General features: G+C 70.7%; 20 protein-coding genes and 2 pseudogenes. 17 read left to right on the top strand and 5 right to left on the bottom strand.

Annotated features, from left to right (window positions below; all coding sequences use genetic code 11):
* Positions 1-889: FAD/NAD(P)-binding protein (locus tag CCL05_RS07575; RefSeq protein WP_143589825.1), on the bottom strand; the 889-nt coding region annotated here is incomplete at its 3' end.
* Positions 886-1893: an amino acid ABC transporter permease gene (locus CCL05_RS07570; protein ID WP_086559704.1), complete on the bottom strand. Its 1008-nt coding sequence runs from the start codon at positions 1891-1893 to the stop codon at positions 886-888. The genes CCL05_RS07575 and CCL05_RS07570, both read right to left, overlap by 4 nt.
* 597 nt (positions 1894-2490) lie before the next feature.
* Here CCL05_RS07570 and CCL05_RS07565 point away from each other — a divergent pair.
* From CCL05_RS07565 to CCL05_RS07510, 13 genes and pseudogenes are all read left to right on the top strand, one after another.
* Positions 2491-3642, top strand: coding sequence for an LLM class flavin-dependent oxidoreductase (locus tag CCL05_RS07565; RefSeq protein ID WP_086559710.1), 1152 nt, complete (start codon positions 2491-2493; stop codon positions 3640-3642).
* Positions 3639-4202: a GNAT family N-acetyltransferase gene (locus CCL05_RS07560; protein ID WP_086559703.1), complete on the top strand. Its 564-nt coding sequence runs from the start codon at positions 3639-3641 to the stop codon at positions 4200-4202. The genes CCL05_RS07565 and CCL05_RS07560 overlap by 4 nt, the downstream gene beginning before the upstream one ends.
* The gene (locus CCL05_RS07555) at positions 4199-5155 is read left to right on the top strand and encodes an ABC transporter substrate-binding protein (protein WP_086559702.1); all 957 of its coding nucleotides are present in this window, start codon (positions 4199-4201) and stop codon (positions 5153-5155) included. Before CCL05_RS07560 ends, CCL05_RS07555 begins: the two co-directional genes overlap by 4 nt.
* A 21-nt stretch (positions 5156-5176) precedes the next feature.
* Positions 5177-6199 carry an amino acid ABC transporter permease gene (locus CCL05_RS07550; protein ID WP_086559701.1) on the top strand — a complete coding sequence of 341 codons (1023 nt, stop codon included), beginning with the start codon at positions 5177-5179 and terminating at the stop codon, positions 6197-6199.
* The gene (locus tag CCL05_RS07545) at positions 6196-7002 is read left to right on the top strand and encodes an amino acid ABC transporter ATP-binding protein (protein ID WP_086559700.1); all 807 of its coding nucleotides are present in this window, start codon (positions 6196-6198) and stop codon (positions 7000-7002) included. The genes CCL05_RS07550 and CCL05_RS07545 overlap by 4 nt, the downstream gene beginning before the upstream one ends.
* A gap of 38 nt (positions 7003-7040) precedes the next feature.
* Positions 7041-8024 (top strand): ABC transporter substrate-binding protein, encoded by a 984-nt coding sequence (locus CCL05_RS07540; RefSeq protein WP_086559699.1) that lies wholly within the window; start codon positions 7041-7043, stop codon positions 8022-8024.
* 86 nt (positions 8025-8110) lie between these two features.
* Positions 8111-9379: a vanadium-dependent haloperoxidase gene (locus CCL05_RS07535; protein ID WP_244204205.1), complete on the top strand. Its 1269-nt coding sequence runs from the start codon at positions 8111-8113 to the stop codon at positions 9377-9379.
* A 44-nt stretch (positions 9380-9423) separates the two neighbouring features.
* The gene (locus CCL05_RS07530; protein WP_086559698.1) at positions 9424-10149 is read left to right on the top strand and encodes a GNAT family N-acetyltransferase; all 726 of its coding nucleotides are present in this window, start codon (positions 9424-9426) and stop codon (positions 10147-10149) included.
* An 11-nt stretch (positions 10150-10160) separates the two neighbouring features.
* Positions 10161-10295: a putative leader peptide gene (locus CCL05_RS47410; RefSeq protein WP_425275899.1), complete on the top strand. Its 135-nt coding sequence runs from the start codon at positions 10161-10163 to the stop codon at positions 10293-10295.
* 76 nt (positions 10296-10371) lie between these two features.
* Positions 10372-11583 carry an LLM class flavin-dependent oxidoreductase gene (locus tag CCL05_RS07525; protein WP_086559697.1) on the top strand — a complete coding sequence of 404 codons (1212 nt, stop codon included), beginning with the start codon at positions 10372-10374 and terminating at the stop codon, positions 11581-11583.
* A 21-nt stretch (positions 11584-11604) separates the two neighbouring features.
* Positions 11605-12978 (top strand): NtaA/DmoA family FMN-dependent monooxygenase, encoded by a 1374-nt coding sequence (locus CCL05_RS07520; RefSeq protein WP_086559696.1) that lies wholly within the window; start codon positions 11605-11607, stop codon positions 12976-12978.
* Positions 12975-13319 (top strand): annotated as a pseudogene (locus CCL05_RS07515) (LLM class flavin-dependent oxidoreductase); the annotation flags it as partial. The gene CCL05_RS07520 and the pseudogene CCL05_RS07515, both read left to right, overlap by 4 nt.
* Positions 13320-13529: 210 nt before the next feature.
* A complete protein-coding gene (locus tag CCL05_RS07510) occupies positions 13530-14447 on the top strand; it encodes an LLM class F420-dependent oxidoreductase (protein WP_086559695.1) in 918 nt (305 codons plus the stop codon).
* A 54-nt stretch (positions 14448-14501) separates the two neighbouring features.
* Here the strand turns inward: CCL05_RS07510 and CCL05_RS07505 are convergent, their stop codons facing one another.
* The 3 genes from CCL05_RS07505 to CCL05_RS07495 form a co-directional block, all read right to left on the bottom strand.
* Entirely contained in the window at positions 14502-17423 is a 2922-nt protein-coding gene (locus tag CCL05_RS07505; protein ID WP_244204204.1) for a glycoside hydrolase family 2 TIM barrel-domain containing protein, read from the bottom strand.
* A 59-nt stretch (positions 17424-17482) separates the two neighbouring features.
* A complete protein-coding gene (locus CCL05_RS07500; protein WP_086559694.1) occupies positions 17483-18484 on the bottom strand; it encodes a glycoside hydrolase family 43 protein in 1002 nt (333 codons plus the stop codon).
* 201 nt (positions 18485-18685) lie between these two features.
* Positions 18686-19729 (bottom strand): LacI family DNA-binding transcriptional regulator, encoded by a 1044-nt coding sequence (locus CCL05_RS07495; protein WP_086559693.1) that lies wholly within the window; start codon positions 19727-19729, stop codon positions 18686-18688.
* Between the two features lie 698 nt (positions 19730-20427).
* Here CCL05_RS07495 and CCL05_RS07490 point away from each other — a divergent pair.
* The 4 genes and pseudogenes from CCL05_RS07490 to CCL05_RS07475 all read left to right on the top strand — a co-directional run.
* Positions 20428-21813, top strand: a complete 1386-nt coding sequence (locus CCL05_RS07490; RefSeq protein WP_086559692.1) for an ABC transporter substrate-binding protein — start codon at positions 20428-20430, stop codon at positions 21811-21813.
* 1 nt (position 21814) lies between these two features.
* Positions 21815-22678 carry a carbohydrate ABC transporter permease gene (locus CCL05_RS07485; RefSeq protein WP_086559691.1) on the top strand — a complete coding sequence of 288 codons (864 nt, stop codon included), beginning with the start codon at positions 21815-21817 and terminating at the stop codon, positions 22676-22678.
* Complete coding sequence (locus CCL05_RS07480; RefSeq protein WP_167409524.1) at positions 22675-23595, top strand: carbohydrate ABC transporter permease; 921 nt, start codon at positions 22675-22677, stop codon at positions 23593-23595. Before CCL05_RS07485 ends, CCL05_RS07480 begins: the two co-directional genes overlap by 4 nt.
* Positions 23596-23636: 41 nt before the next feature.
* Positions 23637-25436: pseudogene (locus CCL05_RS07475) on the top strand (RICIN domain-containing protein); the annotation flags it as partial.
* Between the last annotated feature and the right edge of the window lie 165 nt (positions 25437-25601).

Genomic DNA, 25601 nt, shown 5'->3' with positions numbered 1-25601 from the left:
TCTTGGAGTGGTACGGCACCCCGCGTCGCGACCCGACGTGGAGGACGGGCTCGCGGCCCGAGGGGAGGTAGGTGAGGGTGCCGTCGGCCTCGGGGCGGAAGCTGCCGCCCCGGCCCTCGGTGAGCAGTGCCATCAGGTCGATGAAGGCCAGCCCGAAACCGCGCAGCATGACGTGCTCGCCGGGCCGCAGCCCGGACAGGCCGGCGTCGGCGGAGAACTCCGGCGGGAGGTGGAAGCGGCCGTGGCGGCGGGCGAAGGCAGCGTGGTTGCGGTGCTCGGCGGTGGGCGTGGCGCCGATGTGTCCCTGGGCGAGGACCACAAGGTCGGCGGTGAGCGGCGTGGTGCGGTCGGCCAGGTGCACGTGTTGCGGGCCGTCCGCAGGACCGGTGACGGCGGTGGCGGTGGTGCGGTGCCATTCGACGGTGACCGAGGGCGGCAGCTCGGTCAGCGCCCTGCGGAACACCCAGTCCAGGTAGGCGCTCTGGGCACGGCGGGTGGGAAAGTCCGCCCCGGTGAGCGTGCGCAGTTCGGCGAGTACCTCCGGGTCGGCGGGCTCGGTGTACGGGGCGTGACGCGGGCTCCGGCCGGAGAACTGGGCGGCCCACTCGGCCAGCGAGGGGCCGGGCCGTACCGGGCCCTCGATGGTGGACGACTCGTCGGTGAACATGGTGACGTCCTCGGCCATGGAGTTCATCCTGAGCAGCGCCGACTGCTCGTGTCGCCAGATGCGCCCCGGGCCGGGCGGGTGCGGGTCCACCAGATGGATGCGCAACTCCCGTGTGCCGTCCCACAGTTCGGGCGCGTTGGCGGCGATGCGCTCCAGCAGCCCCGTGGCGCGCGGCCCCGCGCCGACGACGACCAGGACGGCCGTGGAGGGGGTGCTGCTCACCGGTCACCGCCGATCACCGGGCGGGCGTCGGCGGCCGTCGCCGCGCTCAGCCGGTGGCGTACGGCGGTCAGGTGCCCGCGCAGCCGTTGCAGTGGAGTGGGCGGCAGGGCGCGGGAGTTGCCGCGGGTGTAGTACCGCTCGACGTAGAACTGTCCCGCGCTCAGCACCGTGGTGACCGCGATGTACCACAGGGTGGCGACCATCAGCAGCGGGATGACCTGGTAGGTCTGGTTGTAGATCAGCTGCACGGAGTACAGCAGGTCGTGCACGGCCAGCACGCTCACGATGCTGGTGCCCTTGAGGGTGCCGATCAGCATGTTCCCGGCGGTCGGCACGATGGAGCGCATCGCCTGCGGGACGACGATCCGGCGCAGGGTGCGGCGTCTGCTCAGACCGAGGGCCTGGGCGGCCTCGGTCTGCCCGGCGTCCACGGAGAGGATGCCGCCGCGTACCACCTCGGCGGCGTAGGCGGTCTCGTGCAGGGTCAGGCCGATGACGGCGGTGAGGGTGGGGCCGAGCAGGTTGACCGTCTTGACGGTGAGGAACTGCGGGCCGAACGGGATGCCGAGGCCCAGCGTCGGGTACAGGGCGCCGACGTTGAACCAGAACAGCAGCTGGACCAGCAGCGGGGTGGACCGGAAGATCCACACGTAACCCCAACTCAGCGTACGAAGCACCGGGTTGGCGGAGAGCCGCATGACCGCGAGTACGGTGCCGAGCAGGAATCCGAGCACCATCACCACGGCGGTCAGCCACAGGGAGAGCAGCAGCCCGTCAAGGACGGCGGCGGTGGTGAAGTACCGGGCCACCACGTCCCACTGGAAAGCCTGGTTGCGGACGACGGAGTTGAGCACCATCGCGAAGAGCAGCAGGGCGACCGCGGCGGTCAGCCACCGGCCGAGGTGGCGGCGTGGCACGATCCGCGGCACGTCGGAACCGAGAGCGCCCGTGCGCTTCGGTGGCTTCGTGACAGGGGCAGGCGTGACTTCGGAAGACGTGACCATCGAAGGGCTCTCCGTGGGAGGGAATCGCAGGCGTGGGTGACCGCCCGGTGGCACTCGTCGGGAGCGCAACGGCACTGGCGCTGCGTGCGTTCCGGTGCGGCCGGGGCTCGGCGTCGTCACATGCGCCGCGTCCCTCAACGCGGCCGGAGGGGCTGCCGCGCATCGCGGAGCCGGTCCGCCGTCGATCGTATGTGCCCATGGCATCCATGTGTCAACAGCGCGCGGGGAGGCGCTGGTCAGGGCGGTCCGGTATCCGGGCGCTGCTTGACGAGCGCCACAATGTACTGCTCAAGTAGTCGCATGAATGCCCAGCAGCGCTTGGTCACGCGCGATCACATCGACTTCGGTCGGGTGTGGTCCGCAGCGTGTTGCGCCTGACTCGGCAGCGGGCCGTCTGACCGGCCCTTCCCTCCCTCGGTGACCCCGTCGCGGGCCGAGTTCTCTCTTCACGCGCGCTGCCGCAGCTCTGCTTCTCCCGACGCTCGACGTCGTCACGACTGCACCGACCCGTCTTCCTGACGGTCTGTCACTCATGCCCGCACACAAGGCGATTCCGCCATGCCTGCGTGCCGCCGCCATCCCTGAAAGGCCATGCCCATGCCCGTGGAGTTCCTCGGCATCGCCGCCACCCATGACGGCTCCGAGACCACGCCGCGCTCCGGCGCCGCGTTCGACAAGGAGTACACGCTCCGGCTCGCCCGGGCGCACGAGGAGCACGGCTGGGACCGGGTGCTGTTCGCCTACGGCTCCGGGTCCCCTGACCCCGCTCCGGCCGCCGCGTACATCGCGAGCCGGCTGGACCGCCTCCAGATCCTGCTCGCCCACCGGCCCAACGTCTCCTACCCCACCTTCGCCGCCAAGACCTTCGCCACCCTCGACCAGATCAGCGAGGGCCGCCTGACCGTGCACTTCATCACGGGCGGCAACGACCAGGAACAGGGCCGCGAGGGCGACACCCTCAGCAAGGACGAGCGCTACGCCCGCACCCGCGAGTACATCCGCATCGTCAAGAAGATCTGGACGACGCACGAGCCCTTCGACCACGAGGGCGAGCACTACCGCTTCCACGACTTCGTCAGCGACGTCTTCCCGGTCCAACAGCCCCGCCCGAACGTCTCGTTCGGCGGTTCGTCGCCCGCCGCGTACGCCGCAGGAGGCGCCGAAGCCGACATCTACTGCCTGTGGGGCGAGCCCCTCGCGAAGACCGCCGAGCAGATCGGACACGTGAAGGCCGCCGCGAGGGCCGCCGGCCGCACCGACGTGCCGCGCATCCAGGTCGCCTTCCGCCCGATCATCGCCCCGACCGAGGAACTGGCCTGGGAGAAGGCCCACCGCACGGTCGGCGCGATCAAGGCCCGCAAGGAGCGGGGCGAGGCGATCACCAAGCGCCACCACGGACACGCCCGGCCGCAGGCCGCGACACCTCAAAACGCCGGCTCGCAGCGCCTGCTCGCCATCGCCGAGGAGGGGGAGCGCTACGACCGCGCCCTGTGGACACCCACCGCTGCCGCGACCGGCGGTGCGGGCAACTCCAACGCGCTGGTCGGCACGCCGGAGACGGTCGCCGAGGCGCTGCTCGACTACTACGACCTCGGCGTCGACATCCTCTCCGCGCGCGGCTACGACCTGCTGGGCGACGCCATCGACTTCGGCCGGTATGTGATCCCCCTCGTCCGCGAGGAGGTCGCCAAGCGCGACGCCGAGCGGGCGGCACGCGGGACGCAGACCCCGGCGGCGGTGAGCGGATGACCTCGGTTGCCCAACCGCCGTCTTCAGCAGCCGAGTTGACCGTCATCGAAGTGCCGGTGTCCGACCCTCGGGTGGAGCCGCTCCTGCAGGAACTCGGCGACGAGTACTCCGCGCGCTACGGCGGCGACGCCCACGCCGAGATGGCCCGCTACCCCGACGAGGAGTTCACCGCGCCGCACGGTGGCGTCCTGCTCCTGCTCCTGGAGCGAGGCGAGCCGGTCGCGGGCGGCGCCTTCCGCCGGTACGACGCGGGCACGGCCGAGCTGATGGGGGTCCCCCCGGACGGAGTCTGGGGGAGGATCTGGACCCACTCCGCCCACCGGCGGCGCGGCCTCGCCCGCCGCGTCGTCGCCGAGCTGGAGCGCGAGGCGGGCGCACGCGGCTACCGGCGGATCTACCTGACCACCGGCCCGCGACAGCCCGAGGCCCGCGGCCTGTACCTGGCCACCGGCTACACCCCGCTGTTCGACACGGAAGCCGACCCGGAATCCATCGGCCCGCTGCCGTTCGAGAAGCACCTCAACGCCACATCGCGCACCCGAAAGGCCTCCGACCTGTGAACCCTCCCGGCATCAGAGCCCGCCTGCGTCTCGCCGCCGCCCTCGCGCTGCCGCCGCTCCTGGCGCTGACCGCCTGTGGCTCCGGCGGCAGCGACGGCACAGCACCGGCGGGTGCTCAGGCCTCTCCCGCGCCCTCCGACGACCCGGTCGCCGCCGTACGCACGGTGGACTCGGTCGCCGCCCTGCTGCCCGCCGACGTACGCAAGGCGGGCACGCTGCGCGTCGGCAGCTCGATCGGGTTCCCGCCCGGGGCGTACTACCCCAACGGCACGGACAAGGCGCCCGCGGGCCAGGACATCGACCTCGCCGACGCGGTCGCCAAGGTGCTCGGCGTGAAGCTGGAGCGGCAGGACGCCTCCTTCGAGACGATCCTGCCCGCCCTCGGCAGCGGCAAGTACGACGTCGGCACCGGCAACTTCGGTGTCACCAGCGAGCGCCTGAAGACCGTCGACTTCGTCACCTACATCAACGACGGCCAGGGCTTCGCGGTGAAGAAGGGCAACACCGCGCTCGGCAAGAAGGTCACCGACCTCACCCAGCTGTGCGGGCTGACCATCGGCACCGGCGCCGGCACCACCTTCGAGGCGACCCTCACCGCGCAGAAGGGGGTGTGCGCCAAGGCCGGCAAGAAGCCGTACGACGTGAAGGTCTACTCGGAGAACGCGGCGACGCTCACCGCGCTCCAGCAGGGCCGCATCGACGTGATCATGTCGACCATCAACGGCCTGCGCTACCAGGCGGCACAGCCCGCCTCGCAGACCGCCTTCCTCGGGGAGTTCCACCGCCTCGACGTCGGCTTCGCCTTCAAGAAGGGCTCCCCGCTGACCAAGGCGTTCCAGGCGGCCGTCAACGAGCTGATCAAGGACGGCACCTACGCCCGGATCCTCAAGAAGTGGGGCACCTCCGCCTCCGCGATCGACACGTCGCGGATCAACCCGCCCGAACACGCATAAGAGTTGAGCAGGAACATCACGATGGCATCCACCACCGATACCGCACCGCCCGGCGCGGCCACCCCGGGCACCGGCCCCGAAGCCCCGCCCGCCGCGGGCGATCCGGCCTCGCTCAAGGTCGTACCCACCCGCCACTACGCCCGCTGGGCCGCCGGCGCCGCCGTGGTCGTGCTGATCGCCCAGTTCGTCCACGGCCTGGCCACCAACCCTGTCTGGGAGTGGCAGGTCTTCCGCGACTACGTCTTCTCCGAGACGATCGTCCAGGCCGTGTGGGTGACCCTCCAGCTCACCGCCTACGCCACCGTCCTCGGCTTCCTCCTGGGCACTGTGCTCGCCTTCCTGCGGCTGTCGCGCAGCCCGGTGCTCTCGACCGTCGCCTGGACCTACATCTGGATCTTCCGGTCCATCCCGATGATCGTCCAGCTGGTGTTCTGGTTCAACCTCAGCGCTCTCTACAAGGAGTTGGGCTTCGGCATCCCCTTCGGGCCGGTGTTCTGGTCCGTGGACAGCAACAGCATCATCGGCACCATGGGAGCGGCGGTCATCGGGCTGACGCTGCACCAGGCCGCCTACGCCGCCGAGATCGTCCGCGGCGGTGTCATCGCCGTCGAGCACGGGCAACTGGAGGCCGCCGCCGCGCTGGGCATTCCCCGGCTGCGGCAGATCCGCCGGATCGTGCTCCCGCAGGCCATGCGCGCCATCCTGCCCACGGCGGGCAACGAGATCATCGGCCTGCTCAAGGGCACCTCGGTGGTCTACGTGATGTCCATCGGCGAGCTCTTCTACCAGGTGCAGGTGATCTACGGACGCAACGGCCGGGTGATCCCGCTGCTGCTGGTCGCCACCGCCTGGTACGTCGTACTGACCTCCCTGCTCTCGGTCGCCCAGTACTACGTGGAGCGCCGCTACGCCCGGGGCGCCGACCGCACCCCGCCGCCCACCCCGCTCCAGCGCGCCCGGCGCTTCATCCGCACCCTGCGCGCGGCCGCCGCACAGCGCAACCAGCCCGTCATACCCCTGAAGCCCTTGGGAGACAGCCGATGAGTGACGTGACGGTGGCCGTCAAGGACGCGAAGCCGACGGCCGACGGCGTGATGGTGGACGTCCACGGCGTCCACAAGAACTTCGGCCCCCTCCAGGTGCTGCGCGGCGTCGACCTCACGGTCCGCGCCGGCGAGGTCACCGTGGTCCTCGGCCCGTCCGGCTCCGGGAAGTCCACCCTGCTGCGCACCATCAACCATCTGGAGAAGGTCGACCGCGGCTGGATCAGCATCGACGGCGAACTCATCGGCTACCGCCGCTCCGGGAGCAAGCTGCACGAACTCAAGGAGAAGGACGTTCTCAGGCAGCGCACCCACATCGGGTTCGTCTTCCAGAACTTCAACCTCTTCCCCCATCTGACCGTGCTGGACAACCTGATCGAGGCACCGGTCTCCGCGCTGCGCCGCCCACGCAAGGAAGCGGAGGAGACCGCCCGCCGGCTCCTCGAGCGCGTCGGGCTCGCCGACAAGACCAACGCCTACCCACGGCAGTTGTCCGGCGGCCAGCAGCAGCGCGTCGCCATCGCCCGCGCGCTCGCCCTCGAACCCAAGGTGCTGCTCTTCGACGAACCCACCTCGGCACTCGACCCGGAGCTGGTCGGCGAGGTCCTCGACGTCATCAAGGACCTGGCCCGTACGGGAACCACCATGATCGTCGTGACCCACGAGATCGGTTTCGCCCGCGAGGTCGCCGACACCGTGGTGTTCATGGACGACGGCGTCGTCGTGGAGCAGGGTCCGCCCTCGGCCGTACTCGACTCCCCGCAGCACGAGCGCACCCGCGCCTTCCTCTCCAAGGTCCTCTGACCACCCCTCACCCTTTTCCGCAAGCAGGGAGCACGACCATGTCCACCTCGACCACCCGCCGCACCGCCGCAGCCGCGCTGGGACTCACCGCAGCCCTCGTCCTCGCCGCGTGCAGCAACCCCGAAGACGGCGGCACGACCGAGGTCGCGGCCACGTCGGGCGGCAAGACGAAGATCAATACCAGCCCCGACCAGAACCGCGTCACCACCGGCAAGGTCGACTCCATCGCCGCCGAAGTCCCGGAGCGCATCCGCAGGAAGGGCACCCTGGAACTCGTCGCCTCGTCCGGCTCCGCCGCGCCCCTGACCTTCTACGCCACCGACAACAAGACCGTCATCGGCGTCGAGCCCGACATCGCCCACCTGGTCGCCGACGTCCTCGGTCTCAAGGCGCACCTCAACACCGTGTCGTGGGAGAACATCTTCGTCGGCCTCGACAGCGGCAAGTACGACGCAGGCCTCAGCAACATCACCGTCACCGAGGAACGCAAGGAGAAGTACGACTTCGCCACCTACCGCGAGGACAACCTGGCCTTCGAGGCGAGGAAGGGCAGCGGCCTGAAGGTCACCGGGCCGAAGGACGTCGCCGGAAAGACCGTCGCGGTGGGCAGCGGCACCAACCAGGAGAAACTGCTGGTCGAGTGGTCGGCCGAGAACAAGAAGGCCGGCCGCAAGCCGGTGGACATCAAGTACTACCAGAACGACAGCGACACCTACCTCGCTCTCCAGTCCGGCCGGATCGACCTCTACCTCGGCCCCAACCCGACCGCCGCCTACCACGCGGCCACCACCGGCAGGACGGAGGTCGTCGGCACGTACTCGGGCGCCGGCGCCCGGCTCCAGGGCCTCATCGCGGCCACCACGAAGAAGGACAGCGGACTGGCCAAGCCGCTCGCCGACGCGCTGAACCACGTCATCGGCAACGGCACCTACGCGAAGGTGCTCAAGCGCTGGGGCCTGTCCGGCGAGGCCGTGACCAAGTCGGAGATCAACCCGCCCGGCCTGCCGAAGACCGACAAGTAGCCGATCCGGACCCGCCACCACCTCGCCGCTCACTCCCCGACGTCAACAACACCACCGGTCATCCGCATGTCCGCGAAGGAGTACGCGTGAAACCGTCCAGAACCCGCCATCCCGTCCGTCCCGTCCTGGTGGCGCTGGGCTCGGCCGTCCTGCTGGCCGCCTCCGTCACCGTCCCGTCCACCGCGGCTGCCGTGGTGGAGGAGCAGCCGCGCTCGTCCGTGGCGCTCGACTGGTACGACACGACAGCGGCCACCATCGCGGCGGGCGGCGCCCCGACGCAGATCACGAACAGCCGTACCTGGGCCGTCAGTTGGCTGGCGGCGGCCCGGGCCACCCGTCAGGTGCCGTCCGGCGTCGACCGGGGCGACTTCCAGGACGCGGCCCTGGCATCCGCCGTACACGACGCCATGGTGGCGCTGGTCCCCTCCCGTACTCAGGAACTGGACGCCGCTCTGCGCACGACGCTTCAGGGCGTTCCCGACGGACCGGCCGAGTCGAAGGGCGTGGCGGCCGGTGCCCGCCAGGCGCGGCTGGTGCTCGCCGCCCGCGAGGGTGACGGCCTCGACCCGGCCTCGGTCGACGCGCCGTTCACCGTGCCGCCGGCGGCCCCTGGGGTGTGGCAGCCGACCCCTCCCGCCTATGCCCCGGCCGCGCAGTACGGCAACCGGCTCGCCCGGCCCTTCCTGCTGGACAGCCCCGACCAGTACCGGCTGCCCGCACCGCCCGCCCTGGACTCCTCGCGTTACCGCGCCGACCTGGCCGAAGTCCGTGCGTACGGGGTGGTGAACAGCACCGTACGCACGGAGAAGCAGACAGAGACCGCCACGTTCTGGCTCGGTTCCTCACTGACGCTGTACACCGAGCCACTGCGGGTGGCCCTCGCCCGGTCACCGCATGCCGACGCCGGACGGGCCAGGCTGGTGGCCCTGTTCCACGTCGCCCTGGTGGACACGCAGATCGCCACCTCCGACACCAAGTACGCCTACCCGCGGTGGCGTCCGGTCACGGCCATCCGTACCGGTTCGATCGACCCCGACCCCGCCTGGACGCCGCTGCACACCACGCCGGCCCATCCCGACTACCCCAGCGGCCACAACACGTACGCGGGCGCCGCCGAAGCGGTCCTCTCGGCGCTCGTCGGGCCGCGCACGGCGCCCTTCCGGCTGACCAGCCCCACCGCCCCCGGAGTGACCCGCACCTACACGTCCTGGAGCCGGCTGTCCCAGGAGAACGTGGATGCCCGGGTGTACTCCGGCATCCACACCCGCTCGGCCGACGAGGCCGGTCTCGTCCTCGGCGAGCGGGTCGCGACGCACGCCCTGCGCAACGCCTCACGCCTGTTCGGCACGCTGTGAGCGGCACCGGCACCGGCACCAGGCAGCCTTCTCGCCGACGTCGCGTGATCCCCTCAGCGCCGGCCAACCCGAGCACACACCTGCTGGACAACGCGGTCTGGGCCGCACTGGCCGGCCCGCACGCCCGCTTCGCGGAACGGGTGGGCCGAGCCGCCCGGTATCCGGCGGACGTCTACGCGTTCGCCGCAGTCGCCGATCCGGCGGATCCCGCCGCCTGGGCGGACCTGCACACGCTCGTGGGACCGGAAACCGTCGTACGCGTCAAGGGAGTCGAGAGTGTCCCGCGTGGCTGGGAGGTCGTCGGCGACGGACGGGGCGCCCAGCTGGTCGACACCGCGTTGCGGGCCGAGCCCGCCCCGGAGGCGGTGCGGCTGGGGCCCGACGACGTACCGGAGATCCTGGACCTGGTCGCCCGCACCAGACCGGGACCCTTCCTGAAGCGGACCGTCGAACTCGGTACCTATCTCGGCATCCGGCACCAAGGGCGGCTCGTAGCCATGGCCGGTGAGCGGCTGAGGCTGCCCGGATGGACGGAGATCAGCGCCGTCTGCACCGACCCGGCGTACCGCGGCCGAGGACTGGCCACCCGGCTGGTGCGCGCGGTCGCCGCGGGCATCCGGGAACGCGGGGACACCCCGCTGCTGCACGCCTCCGCGACCAACACACAGGCCATCCGGCTGTACGAGTCGATCGGCTTCACCCTGCGCCGCCGGACGAGGATCCTCCAGGTGCGCACGCCAGGAACACACCGCGGAGCCGGGGCGTTGTGACTCACGACGAGATGCGCGAGGCGCCGCAGCGCGCGCCCCGAAGGAGGGAGGTGGAGGACGTGACGCACCTGTTCCACGCCGTCCACCTCCACTCCCGGCCCCACATAGACCTCCAGCGCGTGGCCGGCGCGCTCTGTTGTTCCTGACCCGTTCCTCCACCGCCGCGCACCGCAGGATGCGGGTCGGCGTTCTCGTCACGGACTTCCAGGAAGGCACCCACTCGTGTCCTCGACACCCCCTTCTCCCCTGCATCTTGCCGTCGCCCTGGACGGCACCGGCTGGCATCCCGCGTCCTGGCGTGAGCCGGTGTCCCGCCCCCGGGACCTGTTCACTGCCGCCTACTGGGCCGATCTGGTCGCCGCGGCCGAGCGCGGCCTGCTCGACTTCGTGACCATCGAGGACGGCCTCGGCCCGCAGTCCTCCCACTTCCTGGACCCGGACGAGCGCACCGACCAGGTGCGCGGCCGTCTGGACGCCGTCCTGATCGCGGCCCGCATCGCCCCGCTGACCCGGCACATAGGCCTGGTCCCGACCGCGGTGGTCACCCACACGGAGCCCTTCCACATCTCCAAGGCGATCGCCACCCTCGACTACGTCAGCACCGGCCGCGCCGGCCTGCGGGTGCAGATCACCGCCCGCCCGAACGAGTCCGCGCACTTCGGCCGCCGCACCATCGCGCGCATCCAGGCCTACGACAGCCCGGCCGCCCATGAGGTGGTGACCGACCTGTTCGACGAGGCCGCCGACTACGTGGAGGTGGTGCGCCGCCTGTGGGACAGCTGGGAGGACGACGCCGAGATCCGGGACGCCGCCACGGGCCGCTTCATCGACCGCGACAAGCTGCACTACATCGACTTCGAGGGCCGGCACTTCAGCGTCAAGGGCCCCTCGATCACGCCCCGCCCGCCGCAGGGCCAGCCGCTCGTCAGCGCCCTCGCCCATGACACCGTCCCCTACCGGCTCGTGGCCCGCGCCGCCGACATCGGCTACGTCACCCCGTTCGACGCCGATGAGGCCCGCACGATCGTCGCCCGGATCCGCGCCGAGCAGAACGCGGCCGGGCGAGCCGGCGAATCCCTGCATGTCTTCGGCGACCTGGTGGTCTTCCTCGACGACGACCCGGCCGCCGCGACCGCCCGCCGGGACCGGCTCGACGCGCTCGCGGGACAGCCGTACACGAGTGACGCCCTGATCTTCACCGGCACTCCCTCCGAACTCGCCGATCTGCTGCAGGAGTTGCAGAGCGCCGGGCTGACCGGTTTCCGGCTGCGGCCCGCCGTCGCCGGCCACGACCTTCCGGCGATCACCCGCGGTCTGGTCCCCGAACTCCAGCGCCGGGGCGCCTTCCGCCACGCCTACGAGGCCGACACCCTGCGCGGCCTGCTGGGCCTGGCCCGCCCCGCCAACCGCTACGCCGCCGCTGCCACCGCCTGAGCCGGAGGGACGACCACGACCATGAGCAAGCCGCTGAAGCAGATTCACCTGGCCGCCCACTTCCCCGGCGTCAACAACACCACCGTGTGGAGCGACCCGCGGGCCGGCAGCCACATCGAGTTCAGCTCCTTCGCGCACTTCGCGCGGACCGCCGAACGGGCCAAGTTCGACTTCCTGTTCCTCGCCGAGGGGCTCAGGCTGCGCGAACAGGGCGGAAAGATCTACGACCTGGACGTCGTCGGCCGGCCCGACACCTTCACCGTGCTCGCCGCGCTCGCCGCCGTCACCGAGCACCTCGGCCTGACCGGCACCATCAACTCCACGTTCAACGAGCCCTACGAGGTGGCCCGCCAGTTCGCCACCCTCGACCACCTCTCCGGCGGCCGCTCCGCCTGGAACGTCGTCACCTCCTGGGACGCCTTCACCGGCGAGAACTTCCGTCGCGGCGGCTTCCTGCCGCAGGAGGAGCGTTACTCCCGCGCCAAGGAGTTCCTGGCCACGGCGAACGAGCTCTTCGACTCCTGGCACGGCGACGAGATCCTCGCCGACCAGGAGACCGGCACCTTCCTGCGGGACGCCCAGGCCGGCGCCTTCGTCCACACCGGAGAGCACTTCGACATCCACGGGCGGTTCAACGTCCCGCGCTCGCCCCAGGGCCGCCCGGTCGTCTTCCAGGCCGGCGACTCCGACGAGGGCCGCGAGTTCGCCGCCTCCAGTGCCGACGCGATCTTCAGCAGGTACGCCACCCTGGAGGCGGGCCAGGCCTTCTACACGGACGTCAAAAACCGCCTCGCCAAGTACGGCCGCCGCCACGACCAGCTGCTGATCCTGCCCGCCGCCACCTTCACCCTCGCCGACACCGACGCGGAGGCGGAGGAGCTGGCCAAGGTCGTGCGCCGCCAGCAGGTCAGCGGCGCCACCGCCCTCAAGCACCTGGAGTTCGTCTGGAACCGGGACCTGTCCGCCTACGACCCGGACGGGCCGCTCCCCGACATCGACCCGGACGTCAGCGACAACCACGTCTCCCAGGGTCGCGCCCAGGTCCGTATGTACCGCGACCCGCTGGCCACCGCCCGCGAGTGGCGTGAGCTGGCCGCCGCCAACAACTGGTCGATCCGCGACCTGGTGATCGAGACCGGCAACCGGCAGAACTTCATCGGTTCGGCGGAGACGATCGCCCGCACCATCAACGAGTTCGTGCAGGCCGACGCGAGCGACGGCTTCATCCTCGTCCCGCACATCACCCCGGGCGGCCTCGACGAGTTCGCCGACAAGGTCGTCCCGCTGCTCCAGGAACAGGGCGTGTTCCGCACCGAGTACGAGGGCCCGACCCTGCGCGACCAGCTGGGCCTCGCTCACCCGGACGACGTCCGCGACGAGCGGGTGGCGTCGTGAAGTTCCTCGCCATCACCCTGATCGCGCACCGCCCGGATCCGATCACGGGTGTGCGGAAGACGACTCAGGACCGCTTTCGCGAGGTCCTCGACAACGCCCTGCTCGCCGAGGAACTGGGCTTCGACGGCTTCGGCGTGGGGGAGCGGCACGAGCGGCCCTTCATCTCCTCCTCGCCGACCGTCGTCCTCAGCCACATCGCGGCACTGACCCGGCGCATCCGCCTGTTCACCGCCGTGACCACGCTCAGCCTTCTGGACCCGGTGCGCGCCTACGAGGACTACGCCACCCTCGACCATCTCTCCGGCGGACGCCTGGAGTTGATCATCGGCAAGGGCAACGGCGGCCACTGGCGCGGACGAGTTGCTCATCACGACCATCACCCATGACCACGCCGACAGGGTGAGGTCGTACGAACTGCTCGCGCAGGAGTGGAGCCGGAGGTGAGCGGAGGGCCTGCGCGGGCCCCCGTCCGCCGAGTGCGTCAAGACAGGAAACGAACTTGTCATACGCGCGCAGGAATGCCGGTCGTGGGCAAGCCGGTTGCCAGGGATATGACCATCGGATTGGTGCTCCCTCATCAGAACCGGATCGACACCACGGTGCAGCTCGCCCGGGAGGCCCACGAGGCCGGACTGCGTTCTGCGTGGTTCGGGCAGACCTTCTCGTACGACTCCCCCTCGCTGGCCGCGATCATCGGCCGCGAAGTGCCCGGACTTCACGTCGGAACAGCTGCGATCCCCATCTTCGGCCGCCATCCGCTTCTCCTCTCCAGCCAGGCCCAAACAGCCCAAGCGGCCACCGGCGGCCGCTACCATCTCGGGCTCGCGCTCGGCACCAAGCAGCTGACGGAGGCCGGTTTCGGCATCCCGTACGAGCGCCCCATCCGTCTGCTCCGCGAGTTCCTCACCGCCCTGCGCCAACTCGTCGAAACGGGCAGTGCCGACTTCCACGGAGAGTTGCTGACCGCCACCACACCCTTGCCGGCGACGGTGCCGGGCGCCGAACCGCCGGTGCCCATCCTGGTCGCCGCCATGGCGCCACAGGCGCTTCGCGTCGCCGGCGAACTCGCGGACGGCATCCTTCCGTACCTGGCCGGCCCGCGCGCGCTCGCCGAGCACATCGTCCCGGCCGTCACCGCCGCGGCCGAGGCGGCGGGCAGGCCGGCGCCGCGCATCGTGGCATTCGTGCCCGGCGTGGTCACCGCTGACGTCGAGGCCGCACGGGAGACCGCGACCGAGGCGCTCGCGTTCTACGAGCGGTTCCCCTCCTACCAGCGGGTCATCGGGCTCTCCGGGGGCACCCGGGCCGCCGACCTGGCCGTGATCGGGGACGAGGAGGCCGTCGCCGCCGAGGTGAAGCGGTACCGGGAGGCCGGGGCGACGGAGGTGGTGATCACCACGACGGACCTGGGTGGTGAGGCCGACCGGCGCCGCACCTGGAAGCTGCTCGGAGAGCTGGCCGCCGGCTGAGGCGCCGGTCATGCCGGACTGCGTGGGGCACCAGCACTGATCACGCTGGCCGTCTCAGGTCAGGGTGAACGTGAAGGTGAACTCGGCCGGGGTTGCGCGGAGGTGGTGCTGCGGCAGGACGTCCGGCCCGCAGGACTGGCTGCCGATGCCGTGCTGGGCGTGGTCGAGGTTGACCCACACCGTGTCCCCGGGCCGCAGGTCCGTCAGGTGCCCGGCGGCGTCGAGCTGCTCGGTGGTCCAGCGGCGCGCGGTGAACCAGAAGACGGGCTCGCCGTCGATCCGCAGGCCGCAGCCGTGCTCGTCGATCAGCCGGGCCCAGCGGACGTCGGCCCGCGCGCCGTTCTCCTGCGGCCGTACGTACGGGGTCTGCAGGGCGTCCACCGTGGACGACCAGAGCCCGGTGCGGGAGGCGGCCCGGGTGTCGGGGTACGCCTCGCCCGGCCCGCCGCCGTACCACTCGGCCCGGCCGTACGCCGCCGGCAGCCCGAGGCGTACGCCCAGCCGGGGCAGCGGGCAGCTCCACTCGCCCTCCGGGGTGACCGAGACCGCGAGGCGCAGCCGGTCGCTGTCCGCCGTCCAGCGATACTCGGCGCGCAGGCCGAGGTCGGTGGCGGCGGGGGCGAGGCGGGTCCGTACGGTCAGCGCCTCGTCGGCCGGCTCCACCGCGTCGAGGCGGTGGCGCATCCGGTGCAGTCCCAGCTCGCGCCAGACCAGGCCGTGGCGGGAATCCGGCTGCCAGGGCGCGCCGTTGTCGTTGTCGGTCGGCGCCCGCCACACATCGAGGCGCGGGCCGGTGACCGGGATGCCGCCGAGGTGCGTGAGCGCTCCGCTCGCGGCGTCGAAGGTGCCGGGGCCGAGAGCGAGGGTGCCGCTGCCGGCCGGGCCCCGCCGGCAACGGGCCGCCGGGGCGGTCCGCGGGCGGCTCGCCCGTTCCTGGATGCCGGCCGGCAGCTGTGCCCAGGCGATCTCGTGCCCGGCCTTCGCCCACGCGGTTTCCTGGTCGAGGACGGCGCGCACGGTCCACAGCGCCTCGCCGGCGCGGTCGCCGGCGGGCGGCTCGGGGAGCTTGAGCTCCGTCGACTCGCCGGGTGCGACCGGCGGCACGGACAGCGGGCCGTCGGCGACGGTCACGCCCTCGACCTCGTACGACCAGACGAAGGCGAGATGCGACAGGTCGGCGAAGTCATGGGTGTTGGTGATCCGGAGGGTACCGGCGGCGCCGTCACCGTCGATGCGGACCGGCTCGATGACCTTCTTGTACTCGGTCAGGCCCGGGGAGGGGGTGCGGTCGGGGAAGAGCAGTCCGTCGCAGACGAAGTTGCCGTCGTGGAGCTCCTCGCCGAAGTCGCCGCCGTAGCCGTAGCCGTGCTCCGGGTGGGCGATGCCGTGGTCGATCCACTCCCAGACGAAGCCGCCCTGGCAGCGCTCGTGCGTCTCGAACAGCCGCTGGTACTCGTCGAGTCCGCCGGGGCCGTTGCCCATGGCGTGGGCGTACTCGCAGAGGATGAAGGGCAGGGCGCGCCGGCGGGCGTCCGACTCCGGGTCGTCCAGCGGCGCTTCCGCGCGGCGGCCGATGAGGTCGACCTCGGCGTGGTCCGCGTACATCCGCGAGTAGACGTCGGTGTCCGGGCAGGAGGGGTCGCCCTCGTAGTGCAGGGGCCGGGAGGTGTCCCGTTCCCGGATCCGGCGGGCCATGGCGGTCAGGCCCCGGCCGGTGCCGCACTCGTTGCCCAGCGACCACAGGACGATCGAGGGGTGGTTCTTGTCGCGCTCGACCATCCGCTCGGCCCGGTCCAGCAGGGCCGGGATCCAGCGGTCGTCGTCCACCGGGTTGCCGCGCCACCCGAGGTCGACGAAGCCGTGGGTCTCCAGGTCGCACTCGTCGATCACCCAGAGGCCCAGCTCGTCGCAGAGGTCGAGGAAGGCCGGGTGCGGGGGATAGTGCGAGGTCCGTACGGCGTTGATGTTGTGCTGCTTCATCAGCAGCACGTCCTGGCGCATCGTCGCGAGCGAGACGGTCCGGCCGGTCTCCGGGTGGAACTCGTGCCGGTTGACGCCCCGGAAGAGGATCCGCCTGCCGTTGACCTTGAGCACCCCGTCCTCGACGACGACCGTGCGGAAGCCGATCCGCAGCGGGATCCGCTCGCCCGCCGTGGCCAACTCGCCCTCGTACAGCCGCGGCAGCTCCGCCGACCACGGCTCGACGGGCAGTGTCACGGTCTCGCCCGTCGCGATGTCGACGCCAAGCCCGGGCAGGGTGACGCGCCCGCCCGGCTCGCTGTCCACCCGCAGGGTGCCGGAGCCGTCGCGGTGGTCGTAGGAGGCGTGCACGAAGAAGTCACGCACCGCGCCCTCGGGCCGGTGCAGCAGCGTCACGTCCCGGAAGATGCCGGGCAGCCACCACTGGTCCTGGTCCTCCAGATACGAGCCCGCGGACCACTGGTGCACCCGTACCGCCAGCACATTGCCCTGAGGCCGCAGCAGCCCTCCGACGGAGAACTCGTGCGGCAGCCGGCTGCCCTGGAAGACGCCCAGCTCCTGCCCGTTGAGCCAGACCCGGGCGCAGGACTCCACGCCCTCGAAGCGCAGCAGCGCGTCACCGCCCGGGGCCGCTGCCGGCCAGTCTCCGGGCAGATCGAAGGCGAACCTGTGGTCACCGGTCGGGTTCTCCGTCGGCACCCGCGGCGGATCGACCGGGAAGGGGTAGCCGGTGTTGGTGTACGCGGGCGCTCCGTGCCCGTGCAGCACCCAGTGGCCGGGGACCGGCAGCTCGTCCCAGCCGCGGTCGTCGAACTCCGGGCGGGCGAAGGACTCGTCCTGCGCCGTCGCCGTCGGGGACAGCCGGAAGCGCCAGGTCCCGTCGAGGCTCAGCCGCCGCGCGTCCGAGGCGCCCGCCCAGGCACGGGGCGGCAGGGCCCCGCTGCCCGGCGAGACGTCCTCGTAGTAGGGGAGTCCGCCGAAGTCGATCGTGCTCAATCCTGCTCCTCGGTACGGGGACAGCGCGACCTGCGCGGTCCGGGCTTGCCACAGGGGTGTCACCCGCCGCCATCGAGATCGGTACGCTGCCGGAGCACCCGAAGCTCGTGGCCGAGAAGCTGCATCTCGTACAGCTTTCCCCGCGCGTTGTTGAAGGGGCGGTGGAGGACCATCATCAGCCGGCCGTCGAAGGTGTGGAACAGCATGCCGTGACCGCTGTCGTCGCGGACCAGCGGCCGGCGCTGGCTCCAGGGCCCTTTGATGTCACCGGACTTCGAGACGGCATAGGTCTGCACGTAGGTGCCGCCGACGGTGCCGTCCGGATTGGCCGAGTTCTTCTCGTACGTCGACCACAGCATGATCAGCGATCCGTCAGGGCTGCGGTACAGCTGCGGGCCGTCGGTGACATAAGGCGGGAGCTGGTTGGGTACGCCGCTGGGGATCTGCTCGCTGATCCAGAATGCGTCCGATGCCTTGAACAGGTAGGTCGGATCGCCGACGGTCTTCGACAGGTCCTGAGCGAGCTTGATCGCTTCCATGGTTCCGTCGATGGTCTGCAGCCACTCGTGCGCGTACACCATGTGGGGCTGCCCGGACGGGTCGACGTAGAACGTGCCGTCGAGGGCCATGAGCTTCTCGGGAGTGGTGGGGCGTGAGGGGTCGAGGACGGTGAAGGGCCCCAGCAGCGAGTCGGAAACGGCGATGACCGTGCCGCGCATGTAGTTCCCGACCGGGAACGGTGTGCCCCATTGGTTGGGCGGTGGTACCGGGAGCGGCCTGTTCTGGTTGTGCAGCGTGGTGAACAGGTAGTACTTGCCGCCCCACGCGTGCACCTCCGGCGCCCATCCGCCGTCGGTCGTCCACAGTCCCTTCTGGTCGGCGGCGCGGAAGACCACGACCGGGCGCGTCCAGTCGCGCAGGTCGCGGCTGCGGTAGACCATCGTGCCGGTGCCGTCCACGCCCGATACCGATGCGACGTTGGACGTGTAGAGGTAGTAGGTCCGCGTCGTGTCGTCGGCGACGATGAACGGGTCGTGCAGGGGCATGTCGGGAAGCCGCATGAGATCGGCGTCAGCCGACGCCGACGACGGAGACGCCGATGACGGAGACGCCGCGCCGAGCACGGTTGCGGTGGCGGCCGCGCCGGAGGCGGCGATGAAGGTGCGGCGGGATCCAGGCAAGGGAGGTCAGCCTCTCGGGGCAGGAGCGATCAGACGTCTGACCGTTGCGACGGGTGAGAACGTGACGAAGAGGTGCGCCGTCTAGCCGCGGGCCGACGGCGGTGGTGCGGTCGAGGCTCGGACGACCAGTTCGACCGGTAGGTCGTTCGCCGGCGGAATCTCGGAGTCGGGCTTTTCGATGGCGTGGACGAGCAGCCTGAGTCCGTCTCCGGCCGCGGCGTCGAACGGCTGGCGCACGGTGGTCAGGGGCGGGGTGACGTGGGCGAAGACGGGGTTGCCGTCGAAGCCCACGACGCTGACGTCCTCCGGCACACGGCGCCCGGCTTCCCGCAGGGCGTGGATCAGGCCGACCGCCATGTCGTCGCCGGAGACGAAGACCGCGGTCACCTCGGGGTCGGCGGCCAGTGCGCGGCCCGCTCGGTAACCGGAGTCGGCCGACCAGTCGCCTTCGACGAGGGGCGGCTGGTGCCTGCCGCGTGCCGCCAGTGCCGCGCGCCATCCCTCGACACGGTCTCTGGCGGCGTACCAGCGCAGCGGTCCGGCGAGGTGGTGGACGGTCTGGTGCCCCAGATCGAGCAGGTGGTCCGTGGCGGCCCGCGCCAGCAGATCGGCGCCGACCCCTGCGGTCACCACGCGAGGGCCGCCGAAGGCCGGCGGTGCGCCGAGGAAGAGGACCGGCACGTCGACGCGGACGGACACCTCTCCTTCGATGACGGGCTCGGAGACGATGATGCCGTCCACGCCCTGCTCCAGGAGCGAGTCCACGGCACGGGCGATGTCGTCCGGCTCGCCGCCCAGTGTGTTGACCACGCGGAGTCCGTAACCGGAGTCGCGCACGGCCTTCTCGATGGCGACGAGCAGTGAGGCGGTTCCGTATCCGGCCGTCCCCAGGGCCACCACACCGATGGAACGGTTCCGTCCCGAGGCCAGCGCCCGGGCCGCGTTGTTCAGCCGGTAGCCGAGTTCCTCGGCGGCTTCGAGGACGCGTCGCCGTACGTCGTCGGAGACGTAGGGCTCGTTGTTGAGCACCCTCGACACCGTCTTGCGCGAGACGCCGACCAGCTGGGCGACATCGGCACTGCGGGGCGCGGAGGGACTTCCGCCCCGTCCCGCCACTCGTGTCATGGTGTCTCCTCTGGCCGAACCCGGGGATCTTTCGAGGTCACCTGTATGACCGCGCGGTCATTGTCTACGCAGCGCGCCATCGCGCGTCAAGGGTGTGCGCCCGGTTTCTTTCCCCCCGGAGGAAAGGACCGCGGGAGGAGAGTCGTGCTGTGCGGTCTATTGACGCGTGCCCCTCCGGCTGCGTAGATATGACCGCGCGGTCAGTGACCGCGCGGTCATACAGCCGACCTCGCCTGATGCAGGCAAACGCCGTCGGGAGACTCCATGGCACGAGCAGTGAGGCGCAGCGCGGGTCCGCCCGTGCCGCGCAGCGAGGACGTGGCCCGTGCGCGGCACGGGCGGTGGCCTCCGGACGGCGCGGCCGGCCCCTGACCACCCTGCGCGGCCGCCGACGAGTGAGCCGCCGGTCGCACCCCTCGCACAGACCCATCGGCCCGGAGCGGCACCCGCTCAGGGCCGGGCGGTGAGCCGCCCGCGCTCACCGCCCCTCAACAACCCTCCACCACCGTGGACTTCCGCTGTACGGCACGCGATGCGCCTGCCGGCGTGCGGCCCGCGCGACGCAGACCGAACATGGCGACCCCGATGCCCCGGTAGCGACGTACGCGCCCCGCACGCTCGACACACCCTTTCTTCCCACCCTTGCGACGCGCCCTCGCCAGGCGCTGCGCCCCTTCGCCCACCGGCGGGAGTTCACCATGCCCAGATCCTTCTTTCCCCCGTCTTCCCTGAGCCGTCGGCGGTTCCTCGCCGCGACCGGCGCGGTGTCCCTCGGCGCCGCACTCGCCGCGTGCGGCGGCGACGGCGAGGCCGGCTCCTCCGGATCCGCCGAGCCGGTGAGCCAGGCCGACATCGACAAGGCGATGAAGACGCCGACCGAGCTGACCTTCTGGACCTGGGTTCCGAACATCCAGCAGGAGGTCGCGCTCTTCGAGAAGAAGTACCCCGCGATCAAGGTCAAGGTCGTCAACGCCGGCCAGGGCGTCGCCCACTACACCAAGCTGCGCACCGCCCTCAAGGCCGGCACCGGCGCACCGGACCTGGCGCAGATCGAGTACCAGGCGATCCCCACCTTCACGATCACGAACAACCTGCTGAACCTGAGCCCGTACGGCGCCTCGGCGCTGAAGGACCGGTTCGTCGACTGGACGTGGGGACAGGTCAGCGGCCCCGGCGGTGAGGTCTGGGCGATCCCCCAGGACACCGGACCGATGGGCATGCTGTACCGCAAGGACATCTTCGACCGGCACGGCATCCAAGTGCCCAAGACCTGGGACGAGTTCGCGGCCGCCGCACGGGGGCTCCACAAGGCCGACCCCGGCGTCTACCTGACCAACCTCGCGGCGAACGAGCCCGCCGCCTGGCACGGCCTGATGTGGCAGGCGGGCGCCGAGCCGTATGCGGTCTCGGGCAAGAGCTCCCTGTCCATCAGCGTCGACGACGCCGTCTCGAAAAAGCTCGCCCGGTACTGGGGCGGGCTGGCGAAGGAAGGCGTCATCAGCACCGACCCGGACTTCACCGACGCCTGGTACGCCGGGTTCAACAAGGGCAGGTACGCCACCTGGCTCACCGCCGCCTGGGGCCCGGGCTTCCTGTCCGGGTCGGCCAAGCCCACCGCCGGCAAGTGGCGGGCGGCGCCGCTGCCGCAGTGGGACGCGTCCAAGCCGGCCTCGGGCAACTGGGGCGGTTCCACGACCGCGGCCATCCGCTCCACCAAGAACCCGATCGCGGCAGCCCGGTTCGCCCAGTTCCTCAACAGCGACCCGGCGAGCGCCAGGATGTTCGTCACCAAGCAGTTCTCCTTCCCGGCGACCAAGGCCCTGCTCACGGACTCGGCTTTCACCGACGATGCGCCCGTCTTCTACGGCGGCCAGAAGGTCAACCAGGTCTTCGCCGACATCAGCGACACGGTCTCCACGTCGTTCCAGTGGCCGCCGTTCCTGGACCAGGCGGCGACCGACTGGACGGAGACCGTCGGCAAGTCCCTCGCCGGCGGGTCCGGGACCGTCGACGCGCTCGGCGCGTGGCAGTCGCGGCTCACGGCGTATGCCGAGAACCAGGGCTTCACCGTCAAGGGGGCGTGACATGGCTTCCCGATCGGGGCCCTGGTTCGTCGCCCCGTTCCTGATCCTCTTCGTCCTGCTGTTCCTGGCCCCGCTCGGCTACGCCGGCTACCTCAGCCTCTTCCAGCAACGGCTCATCGGCGGCACGGTCTTCGTCGGCCTGGACAACTACGTCACCGCCCTGAAGGACCCGCTCCTCCTGCACGGCGTGGGACGCGTGGCGCTGTTCTTCGTGATCCAGGTGCCGCTGATGCTGCTGCTGGCCCTGCTGTTCGCGCTCGCCCTGGACAGCGGCCTGCTGCGGCTGGCGCGCGTGATCCGGCTGGGCATCTTCGTGCCGTACGCGGTTCCGAGCGTGGTCGCCGCTCTCATGTGGGGCTATCTGTACGGCCCGGACTTCGGCCCGTTCGTCCAGCTGACCCGGCAACTGGACCTGCCGGCCCCGCGGTTCCTCAGCGAGGGCTGGATGCCGGTCAGCCTGGCGAACATCGTGACCTGGGAGTTCGTCGGCTATAACATGATCATCCTGTACGCGGCCCTGCGCACCGTCCCGCAGGACCTCTACGAGGCGGCGGCGATGGACGGGGCGGGCGCCTGGCGGGTCGCCTATTCGATCAAGCTCCCCGCGCTGCGCCCCGCGCTCCTGCTGACCCTGCTGTTCTCGGTCATCGGCAGCTTCCAGCTGTTCAACGAACCGAGCCTGCTGATGAAGATCGCCCCCGACGTCATCAGCAGCTCCTACACGGCCAACCTCTACGCCTACTCCCTCGCCTTCACCGGCCAGCAGGTCAACTACGCGGCCACGGTGTCCTTCCTCCTCGGCCTCGTCATCGTCATCGCCTCCTACGCCGTACTGCTCACCGCGAACCGCAGGAGGCCCGCGTGACGACCACCCTGGAGAAGCCCACGACCGTACCGGCCCGCCCCACGACCCCGCGGCGCCGTACCGCTTCCCGCCGCCGCAGCACCCCGCTGACGATCGCCATGCTGGCCGCCCTGGCCTACTTCCTGCTCCCTCTGTTCTGGCTGCTGGTCGCCTCGACCAAGAACACGCAGGACCTGTTCAACAGCTTCGGCCTGTGGTTCTCCCGTGCCCCGCGGCTGTTCGCGAACATCAGGGCGACCTTCACGCAGGACGACGGTGTCTTCGTGCACTGGCTGCTCAACACCGCCGTGTACGCCGTCGCCAGCGCGGTCGGCGCGGCCCTGCTCGCAGCCGCCGCCGGGTACGGCTTCGCCAAGTTCCGCTTCCGCGGCGACCGGGCCGCCTTCAACCTCGTACTCGGCGCCATCATGGTCCCCGCCACCGCGCTGGCGATCCCCACCTATCTGCTCTTCGCCAAGGTCGGCCTGGTCAACACGCCGTGGGCGATCATCCTGCCCTCCCTCGTCAACCCCTTCGGCCTGTACCTCATGCGCGTCTACGCGGCCGACGCCGTCCCGGACAGCCTCCTCGAGGCCGCCCGCATCGACGGGGCGGGGGAGGCGCGGATCTTCCTGCGGATCGCCCTGAGACTGCTGGCCCCCGGTCTGGTGACCGTCCTGCTCTTCACGCTCGTGGCGACCTGGAACAACTACTTCCTGCCGCTGATCATGCTCAACGACCCGAGTCTGTACCCCATCACGGTCGGCCTCTCCTCCTGGGCCGCCCAGGCGCAGAACGGCGGGGCCGGAGCCGGCAGCGACATGCTCCCGCTCGTCGTCACCGGCTCCCTGATCTCCATCGTCCCGCTCGTCGTCGCCTTCCTCCTGCTCCAGCGCTACTGGCAGAGCGGTCTGGCGACCGGAAGCGTCAAGCAGTGACGCACGAACATCCCCCTGGTCATCCCCCGAAGGAGAGGCACATGCACACAAGACGGCTGGGAAAGGCGCTGGGAACCTTCATCGCGGCATCAGCGATGGTGGCGGTCCCCATGACAGGCGCGCAGGCATACAACCCCACGGGTGGGATCCTGTACCAGCTCGGCAACGAACCGTGCCTGAAAGGGCGGGGCAACTGCGCGATCTACGTGAAGTCGGCGCAGTTGCCGGGCGGACGGCTCGTCGCGTCGTTCGAGAAGGCCACCGTCGTACCGACGACGGGCAGTGCGGACGGGGAGACGCTGCCGGTCTACAAGAGCGACGACCACGGCACGTCGTGGCAGCCGCTGTCGGAGGTCAAGGCTCCGGCGTACCTCTCCGGCGACCCCCGGTACGCGAAGTACAAGAGCAACTGGGGAGCCCCCTATCTCTACGCGCTTCCGCAGGACGTCGGGAACCTGAAGAAGGGCACGTTGCTCCTCGCCAGCGTCGTGACGGGCGACGACCACTACTACACGGAGCACAAGGCGGCCGACCCCGACTGGACGCCGTCCAACGACGGAGACCGCAGTGACATGGCGATCGCCCTGTACTCCAGCACCGACGACGGCGTGACGTGGAAGGTCGTCAACGTCATCGCGACCGGTGGCTGGCAGGGCGGCAGCGCGGGCGCGATCGGCAGGAACGTCGCGAGCGCGAACACGCACCGGCAGGTGGACCCCCTCTGGGAGCCGTACCTGATGGTCCACAAGGGCCGGCTCGTCTGTTACTACTCCGACGAGAACGACTACCTCGGCTTTGATCCCGTCACGGGCGTGCCGACGCCGGACCCCGCGAACGACACCGCCCCGGACTCGCACGGCCAGATCCTCGTGCACAAGACCTGGGACGGACGCGCCGCCCGGTGGAGCGAGCCCGTCGTCGACGTCGCGGGGCTGACCCAGGACATGGGCGGCGGCAAGAGGGAGATCGGCGGTGGCCGCCCGGGTATGACGAACGTCGTTCCGACGACGGACGGCAAGTGGCTGCTCACCTACGAGTACTGGGGTGGCGGAACCAACGTCCGGTACGTCCTGGCCGACGACCCGTTGACGTTCTACCGCGGCTCGGCGGACAACCCCGTCACCTCCCTGCCGGTCGACGCCGGCTCCCGTCCCCTCGCCACCGGCGGCAGCCCGGTCGTCATCCGGCTCCCCGACGGGCGGCTGGTCTACAACGCCGCCGGCAGCGGCAACGTCTGGGTCAACGACAGCGGACGCAGCGACGGCGTGTGGAAGGAGTACCAGACGACCTCGCGGGCCGGCTACACCCGCAACCTGCAGTACGTCGAGGGCACCGGCCGCGTCTCGATCCTCAACAACCAGGGCACGTCGACGCTCGCCTACGCCGAGGTCGACCTCGGCCACTCGGCGGGCGCCTACTACCAGTTGGTGAACCGCAAGACCGGTCAGGTGATCGGCACCGGAGGCAAGACCAACGACGCGAACATCGGCAACGGAGACGTGCCCGACGTGCGTCTGGAGGAGGCCGGCTCGGCGGCTGACAAGGACACCCGGTACTGGCACGTGGTGGCCGCGCCGAAGGGCGGTACGACGCTGCTGAACAAGTCGGGCGGCCGGATGGCGGGCATCTGGACCGGGAACGCGACGGTCGGCCAGAGGATCGGCCAGTGGGTCGACAACAGCCCTACGGGCGTCTGGAACCTGATCAAGACCGCCGACGGGTACTACAAGTTCCAGGCCGCCAAGAACGCGAACGTCTACCTGACCGGCGCGTCCCAAGGTGCCGCGCTGACCCTGCAGAACGCGGTCGAGGACGGCTCGCAGGAGTGGCAGCTCGTCCAGCAGGCCCCGACCTCCTCGGACCTGACGAGGGACCAGCGGTCGAAGGAACTGATCGCGACGAACGAGGTCGGGGTGAAGGCGACCGTGCCGCTCGACGCGGCGGCGTCGGACCCCTCGGGTCGTGCCCTGCACGCGAACACGACGGGTCACGTCTACGTGGTCGCG

The organism is Streptomyces africanus, assembly GCF_002150735.1.
Lineage (GTDB): Bacteria > Actinomycetota > Actinomycetes > Streptomycetales > Streptomycetaceae > Streptomyces > Streptomyces africanus.
The sequence above is the reverse complement of the archived record's forward strand: the minus strand, read 5'-3'. Positions and strand labels throughout refer to the sequence as shown.